This window comes from Flavonifractor sp. An92, assembly GCF_002159175.1.
GTDB lineage: Bacteria > Bacillota > Clostridia > Oscillospirales > Oscillospiraceae > Pseudoflavonifractor_A.
The window spans coordinates 1-20097 of record NZ_NFGZ01000034.1 but is presented as its reverse complement, the minus strand read 5'-3'; the positions used below and the strand labels follow the sequence as shown (position 1 = coordinate 20097).

General features: G+C 63.1%; 18 protein-coding genes and 1 tRNA gene. 13 read left to right on the top strand and 6 right to left on the bottom strand.

The features are described 5' to 3' along the window. Positions 1-39: 39 nt before the first annotated feature. Together rd and B5G43_RS15275 are read right to left on the bottom strand one after the other, a co-directional pair. Complete coding sequence (rd, locus tag B5G43_RS15280; RefSeq protein WP_087262879.1) at positions 40-198, bottom strand: rubredoxin; 159 nt, start codon at positions 196-198, stop codon at positions 40-42. Between the two features lie 51 nt (positions 199-249). Next, positions 250-1434, bottom strand: coding sequence for an FprA family A-type flavoprotein (locus tag B5G43_RS15275; RefSeq protein WP_087262877.1), 1185 nt, complete (start codon positions 1432-1434; stop codon positions 250-252). 161 nt (positions 1435-1595) lie between these two features. Here B5G43_RS15275 and B5G43_RS15270 point away from each other — a divergent pair, with 161 nt between their 5' ends. From B5G43_RS15270 to rpiB, 10 genes are all read left to right on the top strand, one after another. Then, complete coding sequence (locus tag B5G43_RS15270; protein WP_164488744.1) at positions 1596-2726, top strand: cysteine desulfurase family protein; 1131 nt, start codon at positions 1596-1598, stop codon at positions 2724-2726. 67 nt (positions 2727-2793) lie between these two features. Then, complete coding sequence (locus B5G43_RS15265) at positions 2794-4176, top strand: MATE family efflux transporter (RefSeq protein ID WP_087262873.1); 1383 nt, start codon at positions 2794-2796, stop codon at positions 4174-4176. A gap of 24 nt (positions 4177-4200) precedes the next feature. Beyond that, positions 4201-4974 carry an MBL fold metallo-hydrolase gene (locus tag B5G43_RS15260; protein ID WP_087262871.1) on the top strand — a complete coding sequence of 258 codons (774 nt, stop codon included), beginning with the start codon at positions 4201-4203 and terminating at the stop codon, positions 4972-4974. A gap of 162 nt (positions 4975-5136) precedes the next feature. After that, on the top strand, positions 5137-6192 hold the full coding sequence (hrcA, locus tag B5G43_RS15255) for a heat-inducible transcriptional repressor HrcA (RefSeq protein ID WP_087262905.1): 1056 nt from the start codon (positions 5137-5139) through the stop codon (positions 6190-6192). 16 nt (positions 6193-6208) lie between these two features. Then, entirely contained in the window at positions 6209-6757 is a 549-nt protein-coding gene (gene grpE / locus B5G43_RS15250) for a nucleotide exchange factor GrpE (protein WP_164488743.1), read from the top strand. Positions 6758-6824: 67 nt separating this feature from the next. Next, positions 6825-8678 (top strand): molecular chaperone DnaK, encoded by a 1854-nt coding sequence (dnaK, locus tag B5G43_RS15245; RefSeq protein ID WP_087262869.1) that lies wholly within the window; start codon positions 6825-6827, stop codon positions 8676-8678. Positions 8679-9088: 410 nt separating this feature from the next. After that, positions 9089-10258 (top strand): molecular chaperone DnaJ, encoded by a 1170-nt coding sequence (dnaJ, locus tag B5G43_RS15240; RefSeq protein ID WP_087262868.1) that lies wholly within the window; start codon positions 9089-9091, stop codon positions 10256-10258. A 63-nt stretch (positions 10259-10321) separates the two neighbouring features. Next, positions 10322-12283, top strand: coding sequence for a phospholipid carrier-dependent glycosyltransferase (locus B5G43_RS15235; protein WP_087262866.1), 1962 nt, complete (start codon positions 10322-10324; stop codon positions 12281-12283). A gap of 14 nt (positions 12284-12297) precedes the next feature. Beyond that, positions 12298-13101 (top strand): histidinol-phosphatase HisJ family protein, encoded by an 804-nt coding sequence (locus tag B5G43_RS15230; protein WP_087262864.1) that lies wholly within the window; start codon positions 12298-12300, stop codon positions 13099-13101. Between the two features lie 23 nt (positions 13102-13124). Then, complete coding sequence (gene rpiB / locus B5G43_RS15225; protein ID WP_087262863.1) at positions 13125-13562, top strand: ribose 5-phosphate isomerase B; 438 nt, start codon at positions 13125-13127, stop codon at positions 13560-13562. Positions 13563-13612: 50 nt separating this feature from the next. Here the strand turns inward: rpiB and B5G43_RS15220 are convergent, their stop codons facing one another. The 4 genes from B5G43_RS15220 to B5G43_RS15205 are packed head-to-tail and all read right to left on the bottom strand — an operon-like array spanning position 13613 to position 16342. Beyond that, positions 13613-14173 (bottom strand): Fe-S-containing hydro-lyase, encoded by a 561-nt coding sequence (locus B5G43_RS15220; protein WP_087262861.1) that lies wholly within the window; start codon positions 14171-14173, stop codon positions 13613-13615. Between the two features lie 21 nt (positions 14174-14194). Next, positions 14195-15037: a fumarate hydratase gene (locus B5G43_RS15215; protein ID WP_087262860.1), complete on the bottom strand. Its 843-nt coding sequence runs from the start codon at positions 15035-15037 to the stop codon at positions 14195-14197. A gap of 35 nt (positions 15038-15072) precedes the next feature. Further along, entirely contained in the window at positions 15073-15648 is a 576-nt protein-coding gene (locus B5G43_RS15210) for a xanthine phosphoribosyltransferase (protein ID WP_087262858.1), read from the bottom strand. Positions 15649-15685: 37 nt separating this feature from the next. Then, the gene (locus tag B5G43_RS15205; protein WP_158097446.1) at positions 15686-16342 is read right to left on the bottom strand and encodes a gamma-glutamyl-gamma-aminobutyrate hydrolase family protein; all 657 of its coding nucleotides are present in this window, start codon (positions 16340-16342) and stop codon (positions 15686-15688) included. Positions 16343-16471: 129 nt separating this feature from the next. Here B5G43_RS15205 and B5G43_RS15200 point away from each other — a divergent pair. The 3 genes from B5G43_RS15200 to B5G43_RS15190 all read left to right on the top strand — a co-directional run bounded on the left by B5G43_RS15200 (position 16472) and on the right by B5G43_RS15190 (position 20042). Next, a tRNA-Ser gene (locus B5G43_RS15200) sits at positions 16472-16560 on the top strand. Positions 16561-16740: 180 nt separating this feature from the next. Beyond that, the gene (locus tag B5G43_RS15195; RefSeq protein ID WP_087262855.1) at positions 16741-17964 is read left to right on the top strand and encodes an S-layer homology domain-containing protein; all 1224 of its coding nucleotides are present in this window, start codon (positions 16741-16743) and stop codon (positions 17962-17964) included. Positions 17965-18449: 485 nt separating this feature from the next. Next, the gene (locus B5G43_RS15190) at positions 18450-20042 is read left to right on the top strand and encodes an ABC transporter substrate-binding protein (RefSeq protein WP_087262853.1); all 1593 of its coding nucleotides are present in this window, start codon (positions 18450-18452) and stop codon (positions 20040-20042) included. Positions 20043-20097 lie beyond the last annotated feature (55 nt).

Below are 20097 nucleotides of genomic sequence, written 5' to 3'. Positions count from 1 at the left end.
GCGGCGCGCCTCACGGCGTGTTACCGATTGGTGCGAGGATTACTCTTTCTCAAACACGTCCTTGCCCAGGCTGCACAGGGGGCAGACCCAGTCCTCGGGCAGGGCCTCAAAGGGGGTGCCGGGGGCGATGCCGTTGTCGGGATCGCCCACCTCGGGGTCATAAACATAGCCGCAAGCGGTGCAGACATACTTCTCCATGGAACAATCTCCTTTCTTCAAATACAAAAATACAGAAAATTGGGGGCTGATTTATTTGGCCAGGGCCGCCACGGAGCGGGCATAGTCCGCCATGGCGTTCCGGTCATCCTGAGTGGGGGTGAAGAGGACCCGGAAGGGGGCCTCGGGGCCGGCCAGCTTCAGCTGGGCCAGGCGGGCGTGGAGCATGCCGGGGGCCTCACCGCTCCAGCCATAGGCGCCGAAGGCGCCGGCGGCGCGGCCGCGGGTGTTCACCGCGTCGATGGAGGCCAGCACGTCCCAGATGGCCTTGGGGGCGTCCCGGTTGATGGTGGGGGCGCCCACCAGGAGGACGTTGGCCTCATTGGCGGCCTCGGCGCAGGGGGCGAGGCCCTCCTTTACCACGTCCAGGCAGCGGACCTCGTAGCCGTCGGCCTCCAGCGCCTGGGCGGCGGCGTCGGCTAGGGCGGCGGTGCAGCCGTATGCGGAGGCGTAGATCACGGCCGCCAGCTTCTTGTCCCGGGGCTCGGGGGTGCTCCAGGCGCGGTAGAGATCCCGGCGGTCGGCCAGGGTGTCGGTGAGGACGGGGCCGTGGCTGGGGCAGACCATCTCGGCATCGGTGGGGAGCTTGTCGAGACCCGCCAGCACGGCGGACTTGAAGGGCCCGAAGATGCCGGCGTAGTAGTAGGCAAACTCGCCCTCATAGGCGGCCTTGTCGTGGATGTTGCGGTCCAGCATGGTGGGCTCGCAGAAATGAGCGCCCAGGAAATCGCAGGTAAAGGCGGTCTTGTCGGCCGCGTCCCAGGTGAACATGGAGTCGGCCCAGTGCAGCATGGGGGCGGGGATGAACTCCAGCTCCTTGCCGCCGATGTCCAGCTTGTCCCCGGCCTTCACCACCTGGATGGTGAGGGTGCGGTTGGTGATGTCCTCCAGGTGCTTCTTGCCCGCGGCGGTGGCCACGATCTTCAGATCGGGGACCAGCTCCAGGAGCTTGGCCACGCTGCCCGAGTGGTCGGGCTCGTTGTGGTTCATGATGAGGTAGTCCACCTGCTCGACAGGGATCACCTGTCTGATATTATCCAGATATTCCTCAAAATAATCGGCGTGGACCGTCTCAATGAGGACGTTCTTCTCGCCGGTCACCAGATAGGCGTTGTAAGAGGTACCGTACTTGGCCTCCATCACGATGTCAAAGACCCGCAGGGAGGGATTGAGCACGCCCACCGACCAAATGCCGTCCTTCAGTTTGATGGCGCTCATTTTCATACCTTCTTTCTAGGTTTTTCGGATATAGTATGTCTGATTTCGCCGCCCTTGTCAAGGGGAGGGACTGCATTTCGTCATCTTGACTTTCCAGGCCGGGAAAGATAGAATGAATCTATTGTGAAATACCGAAGAAATGGGTGAAACTTCCTGTCATGATGGTTTATCTGGATAACGCTTCCACCACCCGGGTGTGCGAAGAGGCCGCCCGGGCGGCGCTGGAGGTCATGACCCAGGGGTACGGGAATCCGTCCTCCCGCTACGCTCTGGGACAGGCGGCCGCCAAGCGGCTGGAGGAGGACCGGGCGGCGGTGGCCGCCGCGCTGGGCTGTGAGAGCAGCGAGCTCTACTTTACCTCCTGCGGCACCGAGGGAGACAACTGGTCCATCCACGCCGCGGTGGAGTACGGCCGCCGCCGGGGCAAGCACATCGTCACCACCGCCATCGAGCACTCGGCGGTGCTGGAGCCGCTGAAGGCGCTGGAGGCCCAGGGCTACCGGGTGACCCGCCTGCGTCCGGACAAGGAGGGCCGGGTGTCCACCCGGGCCCTGCGGGAGGCGCTGCGGGAGGACACGGTGCTGGTGTCCATGATGCTGGTGAACAATGAGCTGGGCACCGTGCAGCCGGTACAGGAGTGCGCCTCTATCGTGAAGGCCTATTCCCCCGACATTCTGTTCCACACCGACGCGGTGCAGGCCTTTTTAAAGGTGCCCTTCACCCCGGCGGAGCTGGGGGTGGACCTGCTGACGGTGAGCGGCCACAAGGTCCGCGCCCCCAAGGGCATCGGAGCCCAGTATATCCGCGCCGGGCTGAAGCTGAATCCCCTTCTGCGGGGCGGCGGCCAGGAGAAGGGCCTGCGCCCCGGCACCGAGGCCACCGCGCAGATCGCCGCCTTCGCCGCGGCCTGCCGGACCTGGAGCGAGCACGGCGCGGAACACCGCGCCCACATGGCGGAGCTGAAAGCCTACGCTCTGGAGACACTGAAGGAGAAGGTGCCCGACCTGGAGGTGGTGACCCCGGGTGACGCGCCCCATATCTGCTCGGTGTCTCTGCCGGGCTATCCCAGTGAGATGGTGGTGCGGGCGCTGAACGACCGGGGCGTGTGTGTGTCCTCCGGTTCGGCCTGCCACCGCGGGAAGCCCAGCCATGTGTTTGCGGCGCTGGGGCTCCCCAAGCGCACGCTGATGGGGGTGCTGCGCATCTCCTTCTGTCCCGACTCCACCCGGGAAGAGGTGGACGCCCTGGCGGAGGGGCTGGCAGCCATCCGCGCCGGACGTGTGGGAGCCTGATCCTGCTCCGGCATCACAATGGAAAGGCGCCGGCGCGAAGCGAGAGAGCGCGCCGGCTGGTGTGTGTATGTTCTCCTACCTCAATCGGGGCAGTGTGTTTTATCGAAATGTGATCTCCCTGGCGCTGCCCATTCTGTTCCAGAACCTGATTACCACCTCGCTGGGCATGATCGACACCTTCATGGTGGGCAGCCTGGGCGAGGCTCCCCTGGCCGCCGTGGCCCAGGCCAACATCCCGGTGTTCATCATCCAGCTGGTCATCTTCGGGCTCCAGAGCGGCTCCTCGGTGCTCATCAGCCAGTACTGGGGCCGGGGAGACACCGACGCCATCAACCGCTGCATCGGCATCGGCTTCTACCTGGCGGGGGCCATCTCGGCGGTGTTCGCCCTGGTCATGTTCTGCTTCCCCGAGCAGCTGATGCGGCTCTTGACCAACAATGAGGAGCTCATCCCCCTGGCGGCGGGCTATGCCCGCATCGTGGGTGTCTCCTACCTCTTCAACAGCATCACCGGCGTCTACACCGGCGCCCACCGCAGCATGGAAAATCCTCAGCTGGGCCTGTGGATCTACGCGGCCTCCATGCTCACCAACACCTTCCTCAACTGGGTGTTCATCTTCGGCAACCTGGGTGCTCCCCGGCTGGAGGTGGAGGGCGCGGCCATCGCCACCCTGACCTCCCGCATCGTGGAGTTTGCCATCATGGTGGTGTACGCCGCCAAAAACCGGCGCTTCCGCCTGAAACTGTCCCTGTGCCTGCGGCCCGACCGGGCGCTGGTGGAAAAATTCTTCCGCTTCGCCACCCCCGTGGTGGTCAACGAGACCCTGTGGGGCATGGGCACCTCCATGTATAAGGTCATCATGGGCCACATGGCGGACAGCACCCACATCCTGGCCGCCCGGGCCATCGCCGGCAACGTGGAGGACATCAGCCTGGTGGCGGTGTTCGCCATCGCCGGCACCGCCGCCATCGTGGTGGGCCGGGAGATCGGCGCGGGCCGCCGGGCCACCGTGTACGAGGTGGCTGCCGCCCTGAACACCATGGCCTTCCTCTGCGGCGCTGTCATCGGAGCGGTGCTGGTGGTGTCGGCCCACACCTGGCTCCCCGCGGTGGTCTATCCGCTCTTCCATCTGACGCCGGTGTCCGCCTCCATCGCCACCCTGATCCTCACCTTTACCGGCGCGCTGATGCCCCTGCGCTCCTTTGACTCCTGCAATACCGTGGGCGTCCTCCGGGGCGGCGGAGACAGCCGGGCCGCCGCCGTCATCGACGTGTCGGCCATGTGGCTGGTGGCCATCCCGCTGGCGGCCATTTTCGCGCTGGTGCTCCGGTGGGACATCGTGTGGGTGTATATCGCCATCACCATCGAGCAGCTGGTGAAATTCACCCTGGGCCTGACCCGTTTCCGCTCCCGCGCCTGGATCAACGACATCACCCGGGCCGGCCAGTAGGCCGGATATAAAAAGGAGAGTGCCATGCTCCGGATCACCGTCCTCATCGAGAACGTCACCCACGGCCCGCTCACCTGTGAACACGGCCTGTCCCTCTACCTGGAGTACCAGGGGAGGGCGTGGCTGTTGGACACCGGCACCAGCGGGGCATTTGTCCGCAACGCCGACGCGCTGGGGCTGGACCTGGCGGCGGTGGAGGGGGCGGTGCTCTCCCACGGCCACGACGACCACGCCGGGGGCCTGCCCGCCTTCTTTGCCCGCAATACCAGGGCCAAGGTGTACGCCCGCCCCGCCGCTCGCGGGGAGTACGCCCGGGACACCGCCGACCCGGCCGCCCGGCCCGCCGGGGTGGACCCGGCGCTCTTTGAGCGCTTTGGAGATCGCTTTGACCTGGCCGACGGCCCCCGGACTATCGCGCCGGGGATGCACCTCGTCCCCGACGGAGTGGAGCACGAGCAGTCCCTGGCGGTGGAGACCGAGCGGGGGCTGGTGGTGATGAACTCCTGCTGCCACGCCGGAGCGGACGTCATCGTGGCGGACCTTTTGGAGCGCTTCCCCGGACAGAAGGTGTACGCCCTGGTGGGGGGCTTCCATCTGGTGGGGAAGCACGGCATGGGCTCCCTGGGCAAGGAACCGGAGGTGGTGACCGCCCTCTCCCGCCGCCTCACGGGGGAGCTGGGGGTGGCGGAGGTCCACACCGGCCACTGCACCGGCCGTCCCGCCTTCACCCTGATGGAGGAGGCCTCCCCCGGGCAGATCTTCCACCTCAACACCGGCGATGTGCTGGTTTTTCCCTGAACTTTTAGCAATCGGCCCCGCGCTCTGATGATTCAGACGCGGGGCTTTTCCTGTTCACATTTAATTTACAAGCGGCCTATTGACTTTTTGGGGGGACGGTGGTACATTATGTTTAGCACTCGGGGAGACTGAGTGCTAAAGACTGAGCGAGAGGTGATGGACATGGATTTAAGCGAACGAAAAAAGCGAATCCTCCGTGCCATCATTGAGAGCTATATCGCCACGGCCGAGCCGGTGGGCTCCAAGTCCGTGGCGGAATTCCTGGACCGGAAGCTCTCCTCCGCCACCATCCGCAACGAGATGGCCGACCTGGAGAGCCTGGGGTTATTGGAAAAGCCCCACACCTCGGCCGGACGCATCCCGTCGCCCAAGGGCTACCGGCTCTACGTCAACGAGCTGATGGAGGAGCATAAGCTCTCGGTGCAGGAGACCGAGCGCATCAACCACGCCCTGCGCCTGAAGATGCAGGAGCTGGACCGGGTCATTGACCAGGCGGGACGGATCGTCTCAAAGCTGACCAATTACCCTGCCTTCGCCCTGTCCTCCGGGCTGGAGCAGGTGACCATCCGGCGCTTTGACCTCCTGATGGTGGAGCGCAACGCCTTCATCATCGTGGTGATGACCGACAGCAACCTCGTGCGCAACAAGCTGGTGCAGCTGCCCACCGATCTCACCGAGGCCCAGCTTCAGATGCTCAACACGCTTCTGAACACCACCTTCACCGGCCTGACGCTGGACCAGATCACCCCGGAGCTGATGCGGGTGGCCCAGCACGCCGCCGGAGACGCCTACGGGCTCATCAGCCTGGTGGTCTCCTTCGCCATGGAGGTGCTGGAGGGCCTGGAGCACCGGCGGGTCCACACTGCAGGCCTGGCCCATCTGCTGGAGCTGCCCGAGTACCAAAACCTGGAGCGGGCCCAGCCGCTGATGAGCTACCTCTCGGAGGACCAGGACGCCAGCCGCTTCCCCGTACCTCAGAACGACCCCATGCGCATCCTCATCGGACCGGAGAATGTGGTGGACGCCCTGAAGGACACCAGCGTGGTGGTCGCCAGCTACGACATTGGCGACGGCATGCGGGGCATCATCGGCGTGGTGGGTCCCACCCGGATGGATTACGCAAAGATCACCGCCCGCCTCTCTTACTTTGCCGAGGGTCTGAGCCGCCTGTTCAATCAGGGCGGCCTGCCTGAGGGCGAGAAGAAGGGCGAGGAATAAACAGGAGGGAATCTCTTTGAGCAAGCAGAACGTGAACCCCGCGCCGGAGCAGGACGTGGAGGAGACCGTGGCGCAGGACGCCCCCGAGACCAACGTGCCCCAGGACGAGACGCCCGATCCGCTTCTGGCCGAGCTGGAGGCGCTGAAGGACTCCCTGGCCCAGAAAGAGGATCAGTACCTCCGCCTGGCCGCTGAGTATGACAACTACCGCAAGCGCACCCAGAAGGAAAAGACCGACGCCTATCAGAACGCCAAATCCGATGCGGTGATGGCCTTCCTGCCGGTCTACGACAACCTGGAGCGGGCTCTGAAGCAGGAGACCGCCGATGAGGCGTATAAGAAGGGCGTGGAGATGACCATGAACGGTCTGAAGGACGTCCTCTCCAAGCTGGGCGTGGAGGAGATCCCCGCCCTGGGCGAGACCTTCGATCCCAACGTCCATAATGCCGTGATGCATGTGGAGGACGAGAACGCCGGAGAGAACACCGTCGTTGAGGTGTTCCAGGCGGGCTTCCGCTCTGGCGAGAAGGTCATCCGGTTCGCCATGGTTAAGGTAGCAAATTAAGGACGTTTTGAACGCCCAATCTTACTTTTGTTAAAAATAAATTTCGATATATTGGAGGAATTGTGTTATGTCTAAGATTATTGGTATCGACCTCGGTACGACCAACTCTTGCGTGGCTGTTATGGAGGGCGGCGAGGCCGTCGTCATCCCCAACGCGGAAGGCAACCGCACCACCCCGTCCGTCGTGGCCTTCTCCAAGGACGGCGAGCGCATGGTGGGCCAGGTGGCCAAGCGCCAGGCCATCACCAACCCCGACCGGACCGTCAGCTCCATCAAGCGTGAGATGGGCACCAACTACAAGGTGAACATCGACGGCAAGGGTTACACCCCCCAGGAGATCTCCGCCATGGTGCTGCAGAAGCTGAAGGCCGACGCCGAGGCCTACCTGGGCCAGAGCGTCAGCGAGGCGGTCATCACTGTCCCCGCCTACTTCACCGACGCCCAGCGTCAGGCCACCAAGGACGCCGGCAAGATCGCCGGCCTGGAGGTCAAGCGTATCATCAACGAGCCCACCGCCGCCGCTCTGGCCTACGGTGTGGATAAGGAGAACGCCCAGAAGGTCATGGTGTACGACCTGGGCGGCGGCACCTTCGATGTGTCCATCCTGGACATCGACGACGGCGTCATCGAGGTTCTGGCCACCGCCGGCAACAACCGCCTGGGCGGCGACGACTTCGATAAGTGCGTCATGGACTGGATGGCTGCCGAGTTCAAGAAGGAGTCCGGCATCGATCTGACCGGCGACAAGGTGGCCATGCAGCGCCTGAAGGAGGCCGCTGAGAAGGCCAAGATCGAGCTGTCCGGCGTCACCTCCACCAACATCAACCTGCCCTATATCACCGCCGACGCCACCGGCCCCAAGCACCTGGATCTGACCCTGAGCCGCGCCAAGTTCGACCAGCTCACCGCGCACCTGGTGGAGGCCACCGCCGGCCCCGTGCGCCAGGCCATGAGCGACGCCGGCCTCTCCGGCAACGACATCTCCAAGGTCCTGATGGTGGGCGGCTCCAGCCGTATCCCCGCCGTGCAGGAGATGGTCAAGAAGCTGACCGGCAAGGAAGGCTTCAAGGGCATCAACCCCGATGAGTGCGTGGCTCTGGGCGCCGCGCTCCAAGGCGGCGTGTTCACCGGCGACGTGAAGGACCTGCTGCTGCTGGACGTCACCCCCCTGTCCCTGGGCATCGAGACCATGGGCGGCGTGATGACCAAGCTCATCGAGCGCAACACCACTATTCCCGTGAAGAAGAGCCAGGTGTTCACCACCGCCGCCGACAACCAGACCTCCGTTGAGGTCCACGTGCTGCAGGGCGAGCGTGAGATGGCTCAGTACAACAAGACCCTGGGCCGCTTCAACCTGGACGGCATCGCTCCCGCCCGCCGCGGCGTGCCTCAGATCGAGGTCACCTTCGACATCGACGCCAACGGCATCGTGAACGTCTCCGCCAAGGACCTGGGCACCGGCAAGGAGCAGCACATTACCATCACCTCCTCCACCAACATGTCCAAGGAGGACATCGACAAGGCCGTCAAGGAGGCCGAGCAGTTCGCCGCCGAGGACGCCAAGCGCAAGGAAGAGGTGGACGTCCGCAACCAGGGCGACCAGGTGGTCTACCAGACCGAGAAGGCTCTGGAGGAGATGGGCGACAAGATCGACGCCACCGACAAGGCTACCGTGGAGGCGGCCATCAACAAGCTGAAGGACGCTCTGAAGGGCACCGACGTGGAGGCCATCAAGGCCGCTACCGAGGAGGCCAGCAAGGCTTTCTATCCCATCGCGGAGAAGATGTACGCCCAGGCCAACCCCCAGGGCGGCCAGGCCGGCCCCGACATGGGCGGCGCCAACTTCAACCAGGGTGCCACCAACTCCGACCCCAACGTGGTGGATGCGGACTACACCGTGGTGGACGACGACAATAAGTAAGAAGCGCGGAGCCGCCGAGCAGGGAAGCCTGGACCGGAGCGAGGGCGAGCGAAGGGCCGCGGGGCGGCCCGCAGACCAGCCCGAGACAGAGGGAAGGCGACCCGGCCGCGAGGCGAGTGCAGCGTGACAAGTAAGAAGCGCGGAGCACCCGGAGCAGGCACGCAGCGAACCGCGCAGACCGGAAAACAGGTCGGGCGTAGCCCGGCGGCATTTCCGGCGCAGCGGTGAGCAGTGTACCGTCCGCGGAGGGTGTGCAGCGTGACAGGAAGCGCTGAGGCCGCGAACAAACAAAAAACAACATGCGCACTTCGGTGGGGCGGGGGTCTGACTCCCGTCCCACCCGGGGCGTTATGCAGCAGGTGCGGCGCACCTGTCCTTCCAGAATCCCTCAATTATGAGAGGTGAACCATATGCCGGAACAGAAACGAGATTACTATGAAGTGCTGGGCGTCTCCAAGGGCGCCTCGGCAGATGAGTTAAAAAAGGCCTACCGGAAGCTGGCCAAACAATACCATCCCGATATGAACCCCGGGGACAAGACGGCGGAGGCTAAGTTCAAAGAGATCAACGAGGCCTATGAGGTCCTGTCCGACCCCGAGAAGCGCTCCCGTTATGACCAGTTCGGCCACGCGGGCGTGGACCCCAACTTCGGCGCGGGCGGCCCCGGCGGCGGCTTCGGCGGGTTCGATATGGGGGACATCGACCTGGGCGACCTGTTCGGGTCCTTCTTCGGCGGCGGCTTCGGCGGGGGCGGCGGCTCCCGGCGCAGCGGGCCCATGAAGGGCGAGAACCTGCGGGCGGCCGTCACCATCAGCTTTGAGGAGGCGGCCAGCGGGTGCGAGAAGGAGATCACCCTCACCCGCAGCGAGCCCTGCGAGACCTGTAAGGGCAGCGGCTGCGCCCCCGGCACCACGGCGGAGATCTGCCCGGACTGCCACGGCTCGGGCACCATCCGCATCCAGCGGGGCGGCGGGGCGTTCACCTTCGCCACCACCACCCAGTGCCCCAAGTGCGGCGGCACCGGCAAGATTATCCATAGCCCCTGTAAGAGCTGCAACGGCGCGGGCAGCGTCCGCCGCCAGCGGAAGATCACCGTGAAGATTCCCGCGGGCATCGACAACGGCCAGGCCATCTCCCTGCGCGGCCAGGGCGGCGCGGGCAAGAACGGCGGCCCGGCGGGCGACCTGATCATCAGCGTCACCGTGCGGCCCCATCCCCAGTTCAAGCGCGACGGCACCTCCATCTATCTGGAGCAGCCGGTCACCTTCCTCCAGGCCACCCTGGGCGCGGAGCTGGAGATCCCCACCATCGACGGCAAGGTCAAGTGGACCCTGCCCGAGGGCACCCAGCCCGGCACCACCTTCCGCCTGCGGGGCAAGGGTATGCCCAGCGTCAACGGCCGCGGCCGGGGCGACCAGTTCGTCACCGTCATGGTCCAGGTCCCCCGCAACCTCAGCCGCGAGCAGAAGGAGGCCCTGCGCCGCTTCGGCGAGGCCATGGGCGAGGTGCCCAAGGAGGGCGACGAGAGCCTGGGCGACGAGATCAAAGGATTCTTTGACAAACGCAAGAAAAAGAAATAAAATAAGGGATGGACTTTGCTCCATCCCTTTTTTCTTTGTATCAAGCCCACGGAGGTCCCATCTATGACGACATTCCTGCGCTATCTGACCCCTGCCATTCTCTTTCCCATCCTGCTGCTCACCGGTCTGCTGGCGTGCTTTGCCTGGTACTGGACGGCTCTCCGGCGGCGGGCGCCCCTTTACGGTACCCTTCAGCCAGGGAGCGCGGCGGGCACGAAGCCCCGCTTTACCTTCGCCGGGCGCTGCCACCCGCTGGTGCGGCTGGACGCCCTCCTGATACTGTGGCTGACGGTGGTGTATGCCGCCACGGCCTTCTTCCAGCTGGGCTCCACCACCAATCCCCAGTCGTTCCAGAGCTTTTCCGACGGCGAGAGCGTGGAGGTAGCCTTTACCGAGCCCATTTTTGTGGAATCCATCTTTTACTACACCGGCCTGGGCACGGGGGACTACAATGTGGAGGTGTCCAAGGACGGCTCCCACTGGTCCACCCTCTGGACCCACAAGGATGAAAACGGGGAGATCAAGGACTACTACTGGGCGGACGCCGAGGGATACGATCCCAGCTACGCCATGCCCCAGGGGTATGCCGATCTCTTCAAGTGGGAGACCATCACCCCCACCAACTCCATCTCCTTCCAGTACCTGCGCATCACCGCCAAGACCAGCAAGGACACCTTCGAGCTGGGGGAGCTGGCCTTCCTGGATGAAAACGGGGACCGGATCGACCTGACCGGCCGCATCGCGTCGGGAGGGGAATACCTCTTTGACGAGCAGGATCTGGTGCCGGAGGCCTCCACCTGGTACAACTCCACCTATTTTGACGAGATCTACCACGCCCGCACCGCCTATGAGCACGTCCGGGGCGTGTACCCCTATGAGATCTCCCACCCGCCTCTGGGCAAGCTGATCCTCAGCCTGGGCATCCGCATGTTCGGCATGACCCCCTTCGGCTGGCGCTTTATGGGTACCCTCTTCGGCGTGCTCATGCTCCCGGTGCTCTACGCCTTTTTGAAAAACCTCTTCGGCAAGACCCTGGTGGCCTTCTGCGGGACCACACTCTTTGCCTTTGACTTCATGCACCTCACCCAGACCCGCATCGCCACCATCGACACCTATGCGGTGTTCTTCATCCTGACGATGTACTATTTCCTCTACCGCTACCTCACCCTCCCGGCGGGGACCCCCTTCAAGAAGGGCGCGCCGTGGCTGTTCCTCTCCGGCCTTTTCTGGGGCATCGGTGCGGCCAGCAAGTGGACGGTGATCTACGGCGGCGTGGGCCTGGCCCTCCTCTATTTCCTGGGGCTGTGGTTCAAGCTGCGGGACTGGCCCAAGCCAGAGGAAGAAGAGAATCCGGTGCTGCTGGGCCCTTGGCTGGTGCAGACCCTGGCATTCTCGGTGCTGTGCTTCGTGGTGATTCCGGTGTGCATCTACACCCTCTCCTACTGGCCCTATGCCGCGGCCAAGGGGGACACCAGTCTGGGGAATCTCATCGCCGAGATGTGGAAGAACCAGCAGTATATGTTCAACTACCACAAGGGCGTCATGGACGAGCACCCCTATTCCTCCCGCTGGTACCAGTGGATCGTGGACGCCCGGCCCATCCTCTACTACATGGAGGACGGCGCGGGGTACCACACCCGCTTCGCCGCCTTCTCCAACCCCGTGGTGTGCTGGGGCGGCCTGCTGGCCCTCATCACCGCGGCGGTGCAGATGGTGCGCCGGCGCTCCGGGAAGGCCCTCTTCCTGGTGATCGGTTTCTTCTCCCAGCTGGCTCCCTGGTTTGCCATCGGGCGCACCACCTTCGAGTACCACTATTTCCCCTCCATCCTCTTCCTGTGCATCGCTCTGGCCTATGTGTTCAATGACATGCTGGAACAGGAGCTGCCCCATGCGCGGCAGGTGATCGGCGGGATCACGGGCGTGGGCGTGGCCCTGTACGCCGCGTTCTATCCGGTGCTTATCGGACTGTCCATCCCCACCTGGTACGCGTCGTGCCTGAAGTGGTTCCCGTCCTGGCCCTTCTGATTTCTGGAGGTATTATGTTTCTGATTGACTACCACACCCACAGCCAGCTCTCCCCGGACGCCGATTTCCCGCTGGCAGAGATGGCGGCCGCCGGAGCCGCCGCCGGTTTGCGGGAGATGTGCATCACCGACCACTACGACCGCATGAAGGAGCACGGCGGCGGATTCCAGCCCGACTACGACTGGGCCCCCGCCCTGGCGCAGTACCGTGCGGTCCTGCCCACCCTGCCGGAGGGCTTCACCCTCCGCCTGGGGATCGAGTACGGCAGCGCCCCCGTGGACCCGGAGTACGCCCAAAGCATGCTCGCCCTGCCGGAGCTGGATTTCGTGATTGGCTCCCTCCACAACCGCAGCGAGAAGCTGGGGGGCGAGGACTTCTTCTACGGCGACTACCAGAACGAGGGGGAGTGCTACGCCGCGCTGGACGACTACTTCACGTCCATGGAGCGTCTGGTGGAGCTGCCCGGCTGTTATGACGTGCTGGGCCACATCATCTACCCCCTGCGCTATATGCCCCAAAACATCACCCTGGACCGCTACCGCGAGCGCATCGACGCCATCCTGGGCCGGGTGGTGGCCAATGACCGGGGCATCGAGCTCAATACCTATAACGGGCGCACCATCGAGCCCTGGCGCTGGGTCCTGGAGCGCTACCGCGCCCACGGCGGCGAGCAGATCACTCTGGGCTCCGACGCCCATTTCCCCGAGCGGGTGGGCCTGGGCCTGGAGGCGGGCGCCCAGCTCCTGCTGGACACCGGCTTCCGCTATGTGACCACGTATGAAAAGCACCGACCGGCCATGCACCGGATCGAAGGCTGATAGATTGAATGGAGGGTATGACTATGAAGATCGCACTGGGAAGCGACCACGGCGGATATGTGATGAAGGAGCATGTAAAGGAGTGGCTCCTGAACCACGGCTATGAGGTGGAGGACAAGGGCTGCTTCGGCCTGGAGAGCGTGGACTATCCCATCTATGCCAAGGCGGCGGCGGAGGCCGTGGCCAGCGGGGAGTGTGACCGGGGCATCGTGGTGTGCACCACCGGCATCGGCATCTCCATCGCCTGCAACAAGATCAAGGGCATCCGCTGCGCGCTGTGCGGCGACGCCTACTCCGCCGAGATGACCCGCCGGCACAACAACGCCAACATGCTGGCGCTGGGCGGCGGCTTTGTGGGGCCCTTCCTGGCCGACCACATCGTGGAGGTGTTCCTCACCACCGAGTTTGAGGGCGGCCGCCATCAGCGCCGCATCGACCTGGTCCACCAGCTGGAGTCGTAAGCACAAAAAGAGAGCGGACCCCATGGGGTCCGCTCTCTTTTTGTGTCTGTTTATTCGCCGCAGGTGGACAGATAGTCCTTCCGGCCGCTCTCGTAGAGGTTGTTGCCCTGGCTGTCGATGATGACCACCACGGGGAAGTCCTCCACCTCCAGGCGGCGGATGGCCTCGGCGCCCAGGTCCTCGTAGGCCACCAGCTCGGCCTTCTTGATGCACTTGCTCAGCAGGGCACCCGCGCCGCCGATGGCGCCGAAGTAGACCGCGCCGTGCTCCTTCATGGCGGCGACCACCTCGTCGCTGCGCTTGCCCTTGCCGATCATGCCGGTCTCGCCCAGGGCGATGAGGGTGGGGGCGTAGGCGTCCATGCGGTAGCTGGTGGTGGGGCCCGCCGAGCCGATGGCCTGGCCGGGCTTGGCGGGGGTGGGGCCCACGTAGTAGATGGTGGCGTCCTTCACGTCAAAGGGGAGGGGCTTGCCCTCCTTGACCAGCTCCACCAGGCGCTTGTGGGCGGCGTCCCGGGCGGTGTAGATGACTCCGGTCAGGCGCACGGTGTCTCCGCTGCGCAGCTGACGGACCTTCTCCCGGGTGAGGGGGGTGGTGAGTTGATAATCCATGACCGGTCGCTCCTTTCCGCCTTACAGCACCGCCGACTGGTGGCGGGTGACGTGACAGTTGATGTTCACCGCACAGGGGAGCCCGGCGATGTGGGTGGGCATGACCTCGATGTTGAGGCCCAGGGCGGTGGTGCGTCCGCCGAAGCCCTGGGGGCCGATGCCCTTCTGGTTGACCTTCTCCAGCAGCTCCGCCTCCAGATCCCGGTAGAAGGGGTCGGCATTGGGCTGGTCCAGAGGCCGCATCAGGGCCTTTTTGGCCAGCAGGGCAGCCTTATCGAAGGTGCCGCCGATGCCCACGCCGATGACGATGGGGGGACAGGGGTTGGGGCCGGCATCCTCCACCACCTGAAGGACGAATTTCTTGACTCCCTCCAGGCCGTCGGAGGGCTTGAGCATCTTGATCTGGCTCATGTTCTCGCTGCCGAAGCCCTTGGGGGCCACGGTGATCTTCACCTGGTCGCCGGGGACCAGGTCGCAGTAGATCATGGCCGGGGTATTGTCGCCGGTGTTCTTCCGCTCCAGCGGGTCGGAGACCACCGACTTGCGCAGATACCCCTCGGCATAGCCCTGGCGCACGCCCTCATGGACGGCGTCGTACAGAGCGCCGCCGGTAAAGTGGACCTCCTGGCCCACCTCCAGAAAGACGCAGGCCATGCCGGTGTCCTGGCAGATGGGGGCCTGCTGGGCCTGGGCGATCTCGTAATTCTCCACGATCTGATCCAGGACATTCTGCGCCACCGGCCAGGTCTCGGCGCTCCGGCAATCCTGGATGCGGCGGCGCACGTCGCCGGGCAGGTTGCAGTTGGCCTCGATGCACAGGCGCTTGACCGCCGCAGTGACGGCGCTGACTTCCACTTCTCGCATATTCATTCCTCCCAGTTCGGTCAAGGGCCGCTCCCTCAGGAGTCGGCCAGGATGATCCGGTCGCCTTCGATGCGCTCGACCACCGCCAGGGCCTCCACCCGGACGCCCATGCGGCGCAGGACGCTGCCGCCCTCCCGCATCTTTTTCTCAATGGCCACCGCCATGCCGGCGATCTCCGCGCCGGATTTGGACACCAGCTCCAGCAGGGACAGGGCGGCCTGTCCATTGGCCAGGATGTCGTCTACCAAAAGCACCACATCGTCCTCATCCAGATATTTTTTGGAGATCCGGATGGTGTAGGACTTTTCAAAGGAGAAGGAGTGGGTCTCGGCGGAGTAGACGTTGGGGTCGATGTAGCCGGTCTGGAACTTTTTGGCGTAAATGACGGGGACCCGCAGCGACCGGCCCACAAAGCAGGCCAGCGCGATGCCCGAGCTCTCGATGGTCACCACCTTGGTGATCTTTTCGCCGCGAAAGCGCTTGGCCAGCTCGTTGCCCATGCGCTCCATGAGCTCCATGTCCATACAGTGGTTGAGGAACATGTCCACATGGATGATATCCCCCTCGCCCACATTGGCCTCCTGGAGGATACGCTGTTTCAATTCCTTCATATGAACCTCACTTTAAAAAATGGGATGAACAGGCAGGTCAGCACTGCTCCAAAAGCCAGCGGAAGATGGCGGCGCCGTCCACCGCGTCGGGCCGGAGGCAATCCCCGGTCATGCGCTCGGGGTGGAACTGGACGCCAAACACCGCCCGGCCGGGCAGCTCCACGGCCTCCACCACGCCGCTCTCCGAGCGGGCGGTGACCACCAGCCCTTCCCCCAGCCGGTCCAGCGCCTGGTGGTGGGAGCTGTTGACGGAACAGATGGGCCCGTACCAGCGGTGGAGCAGAGAGCCGGATTGGGTCTGGATGGGGTGCACCTTATCGTAAGTACCCGCGCCGTCCGGCGCGTGGAAGGGGACCAGAGGTCCCAGGTCCTGGATCAACGTGCCGCCCAGGGCCACATTCAGGAGCTGAATGCCCCGGCAGATCCCCAAAATGGGCTTTCCGGAGGACAGGAATGCCTCTGCCATCGCAAGCTCCGCCGCGTCCCGGGGGAGATCGGGGGTCTGAGAGCCGCGGTCCTCCTGACCATACCGGTCGGGGGCCAGATCTTCGCCGCCGCAGAGCAGGAGCGCATCGAATCCCTCCGCGCTGGAGGGGCAGTGGATGCTGGTGGGCAGTCCACCGGCGGCCCGGACGGCCGCTTCATAATAGGGGGCCCCTTTCGGGCCGCAGGAGAGCAAAATTTTTGCTGCCAATGGTCTCACCTCATGTCGTTCAGAATGATTATAGCCCATTTTTTCCGCCGCTGCAATATTGACAACCGGCAGGAAATACGGTATTCTATACGGGTATGAGACCACGCAGGTCCTCAAAAAAGTTCCGATGCAGCGGTATCGAAGTGGTCATAACGGGGCTGACTCGAAATCAGTTTGCGGGCAACCGCACGTGGGTTCGAATCCCACCCGCTGCGCCAAAAAGAAAGACACGACATATGTCGTGTCTTTCTTTTTTGTTATGCGCGGGTTACGTTTCCGGCACAGTAGAGCCGCTCGCATATAAGAGATACAGAAGATGATAACAATCTACATCAACTTGATTTTTTGTTACTTAATGATATAATTTCATCTGAGATTAACAAAGAGGGAGAATCACCATGAAAAAGCATCTGCGTGTTCTGAGTGTAGGTCTTGCGTTGTCTGTATGCGTGGGCTCGTTCCCTGCCCGTGCTGCCAGCAGTCACTTTACCGATGTCCCCAGCACCCACTGGGCTTCCGGCTTCATTAACAAGATGGCCGAGGGTGGCCTGATCGCCGGCTATGGCGGCGGTATCTACGGACCTGAGGACAACTTCAACATCGACCAGATGGCCACCATCATCTGTTCCGCTCTGGGTGCGCCCCAGAAGAATCAGAATGGCTACTGGGCCTACGGAGCGGTGGACTACTGCGTCAATACCCTCAAATGTCTGCCCAGCCAGGGAGCCATCACAGCGGACAACTACGCCGTGCCCTGTACCCGGGAGCTGGCTTACTATATGCTGATGACCAGCTTGGGCGTCAGCCCGGAAGCGACCGGTACTCCCAACAACACCCTGCTGCCCAGCGATATCCCCGACTATGCCGACATCGATACGGACTATCAGCAGGCGGTATGGAAGGCGTACAAGGCTGGTCTCACCGTAGGCGTCGATGACAAACTGACCTTCCAGCCCAAGGCCCTTCTGGACCGCGCCCAGGCTGCCACTATGTTCGTGCAGGCCGGATGGACAAAGGCTTCCGAGGTTGCCAGCCCCGTTACTGAGGGTATGAGCGTGGACGAGATTTACGCTGCCCTCAAGGCCACCGGGGACTGGAACGAGGTGGACAACGAGATCGGCGGTAAGCGGCTGGTTTATAAGGACCGCTATACTGGGAATATTACGGTCGAAGTCAAAGACGTCATGGTAGGTCATATCATGGAGGTCACCCTTTACGAGAAAACGCTTGAAGGGAAGGGCCTGATTGACTACTCCGCCTTCAAGTACCCGGGCCGCCAGGTGGCGAAGGGGATCCTGGAGAAAGTGTTCCCGACCCAGTCCTATGACGCCTATATGGGCATGAAGAGCGTCCTGCTCCAGGAGACCTATGAGTATGGTGGATTCCAGTATCCCAGTGTTCTACGCTGGTATGATGGGCGTGAGTTCCTATGCGGAACCTCCGGCGGCTCTCACTGTCTGACCATCTATATCTCGGAGCTGAACGACGAGGATGCCTATAATACCGATAAGGCTGTGATTCGCAGCAGTTCCCCCCCTATTACAGCTCCTATGCTGGTGGGCGTGACAATGATGTCGAGGCTTTTGAGCTGGACAAGTGGTAAGTCAATAAAAGCACCTTAAAAGAGGCGAAGGACCCTGTCCTTCGCCTCTTTGCTTTGCCTGTGAAGCAAAAAAGACCAAAGGTATTGCACGGCTTATTTGATCTCTGGCTTAAGCTCATCAGACCAGATTTGTCTCGCACTCCCTTCGGTGGGGAGGAACAGTGCATCAGTCTCCTGGTCTAACTTTTCGTGTTCTATCAGACAACTCGATATTATCTTTCCGGTTTTTCAGAAAATACAATATTATTATATTGTGTTTTCCTATATAATAGCTATTTTTCAGCCTATTTCTTTCGTTTTTTCAATAAAGTAAGTCACAGGAAACCGGCTGTCTGCTTAAAAAAATCTTAAAACTGCGGAAAAGTTTATCGTTTCTCCAAAGTCAAGTACATATTTTGTGCATAATATACCGTAAATAGCGCGTGGATGGACAGAAAACTGGACACCTGATATAATGAGGCCCCCAAAAATCCCACACCAACGAACGACAGAAAGGATGACACCATGAGACGCGTTTCTCTCACCCGCATCGCCGCGCTGGCACTGGGCACGGCCATGCTGCTGACCGCCTGCGGCGGTCCCTCCTCCAGCTCTCCCGATCCCAACACCTCCCAGGTGCCCACGGATTCCACGCAGCCTATCTCCTATAAGAGCGAACTGAACATCGGCATTGCCGCCAATCCCCCCTCCCTGGACCCCCACGGCATCAACTCCAATATCGTGGGCGGCATCGGCATGCACATCTATGAGCCACTGTTCTCCCTGAACGCCAACTATGAGGCGGTGCCCGTTCTGGCCGAGGGCTACACCGTCAGCGAGGACGGCCTGGTGTACACCATCACCCTGCGCCAGGGCGTGAAGTTCCACAATGGCCAGGAGATGACCGCCGATGATGTGGTGGCCTCCATGAATTTGTGGCTGGAGCGCTGCTCCAAGGCAGAGCTCATCAGCGGCTCCACCTTCGCCAAGGTAGATGACTACACCGTTACTCTCACCGTGCCGGAGGCCTCCTCCGACATCATCATGGTGCTGGCCGCGCCCATCCAGTTCGCCGCCATCTATCCCAAGTCGGCGGTGGACGCCGCCGGCCCCGACGGCGTCACCGAGTACATCGGCACCGGCCCTTACCAGCTGGCTGAGTGGAAGCAGGACCAGTATGTGAAGCTCACCCGCTTTGCCGATTACCAGTCCCCCGAGGGTGAGTCCAGCGGCCTGGTGGGCGAGAAGAGCGCCGCCACGGAGACCATCTACTTCCGTGTGGTGGCCGACAACGCCACCCGCATCGCCGGGTTCCAGGCCGGTCAGTACGACATCATCGAGGACCTGCCTCTGGAGCGCTATGAGGAGCTCTCCGCCGACCCCAATCTGGTGATGGATGTTGAGACCGGCGGCACCCTGAACCTGTTCTTCAACACCACCCAGGGGCCCCTGGCCAACCAGACGCTGCGCCAGGCCGTGCTGGCCGCCCTCAACTGCGATGACATCCTGCTGGCCGCCTACGGCGACCCCAACCTGTACACGCTGAATCCCGGCTGGTGCCCGCCGGACGACGCGGTGTGGGGCAGTGATGCCGGCAGCGAGTACTATAACCAAAACAACGTGGAGAAGGCCAAGGAACTGCTGGCCGAGGCGGGCTACAACAACGAGCCCATCGTCCTGGTCACCACCCCTGATTACAGCGAGATGTACAACGCCACCCTGGTAGTGCAGGACCAGCTGAAGCAGGCTGGCATCAACGCCCAGGTGGAGCAGTACGACTTCACCACCTTCATGGAGCACCGCTCCGACCCCGCCCAGTTCGACCTCTTCATCACCAGCAACTCCTACAACCCCCTGCCGGTGCAGCTCTCGGTGCTGAGCCAGCCCTGGGCCGGTCTGGACGCCCCCGAAGTCAGTGAGGGCATCGCCGCCATCCGCTCCGCCGCCACCACCGAGGAGGCCTCCGCCACCTGGGACGAGCTGCAGGGCTTCCTCTATGAGTACGGCGCCGCCACCGTGCTGGGCCACTACACCGGTGTGTATGGCCTGCGCGCCGGCGTGGAGGGCTTTGACTACCTGCGCTATCCCATCTACTGGAACGTGAAGGTTCCCGCATAAGCGCGCAGACATGGGCGGGGGGGGGGGGGGGGGGGGGGGGGGGGGGGGGGGGGGG

What these genes read in the sequence shown, in the direction of transcription:
- B5G43_RS15260 (WP_087262871.1), top strand. Translation starts at nt 4,201, where the DNA reads ATGCTCCGGATCACCGTCCTCATCGAGAACGTCACCCACGGCCCGCTC.
- rd (WP_087262879.1), bottom strand. Translation starts at nt 198, where the DNA reads ATGGAGAAGTATGTCTGCACCGCTTGCGGCTATGTTTATGACCCCGAG.
- B5G43_RS15275 (WP_087262877.1), bottom strand. Translation starts at nt 1,434, where the DNA reads ATGAGCGCCATCAAACTGAAGGACGGCATTTGGTCGGTGGGCGTGCTC.
- B5G43_RS15265 (WP_087262873.1), top strand. Translation starts at nt 2,794, where the DNA reads ATGTTCTCCTACCTCAATCGGGGCAGTGTGTTTTATCGAAATGTGATC.
- B5G43_RS15210 (WP_087262858.1), bottom strand. Translation starts at nt 15,648, where the DNA reads ATGAAGGAATTGAAACAGCGTATCCTCCAGGAGGCCAATGTGGGCGAG.
- B5G43_RS15195 (WP_087262855.1), top strand. Translation starts at nt 16,741, where the DNA reads ATGAAAAAGCATCTGCGTGTTCTGAGTGTAGGTCTTGCGTTGTCTGTA.
- dnaK (WP_087262869.1), top strand. Translation starts at nt 6,825, where the DNA reads ATGTCTAAGATTATTGGTATCGACCTCGGTACGACCAACTCTTGCGTG.
- B5G43_RS15220 (WP_087262861.1), bottom strand. Translation starts at nt 14,173, where the DNA reads ATGGATTATCAACTCACCACCCCCCTCACCCGGGAGAAGGTCCGTCAG.
- rpiB (WP_087262863.1), top strand. Translation starts at nt 13,125, where the DNA reads ATGAAGATCGCACTGGGAAGCGACCACGGCGGATATGTGATGAAGGAG.
- B5G43_RS15230 (WP_087262864.1), top strand. Translation starts at nt 12,298, where the DNA reads ATGTTTCTGATTGACTACCACACCCACAGCCAGCTCTCCCCGGACGCC.
- B5G43_RS15190 (WP_087262853.1), top strand. Translation starts at nt 18,450, where the DNA reads ATGAGACGCGTTTCTCTCACCCGCATCGCCGCGCTGGCACTGGGCACG.
- B5G43_RS15235 (WP_087262866.1), top strand. Translation starts at nt 10,322, where the DNA reads ATGACGACATTCCTGCGCTATCTGACCCCTGCCATTCTCTTTCCCATC.
- hrcA (WP_087262905.1), top strand. Translation starts at nt 5,137, where the DNA reads ATGGATTTAAGCGAACGAAAAAAGCGAATCCTCCGTGCCATCATTGAG.
- dnaJ (WP_087262868.1), top strand. Translation starts at nt 9,089, where the DNA reads ATGCCGGAACAGAAACGAGATTACTATGAAGTGCTGGGCGTCTCCAAG.
- B5G43_RS15215 (WP_087262860.1), bottom strand. Translation starts at nt 15,037, where the DNA reads ATGCGAGAAGTGGAAGTCAGCGCCGTCACTGCGGCGGTCAAGCGCCTG.
- B5G43_RS15270 (WP_164488744.1), top strand. Translation starts at nt 1,596, where the DNA reads ATGGTTTATCTGGATAACGCTTCCACCACCCGGGTGTGCGAAGAGGCC.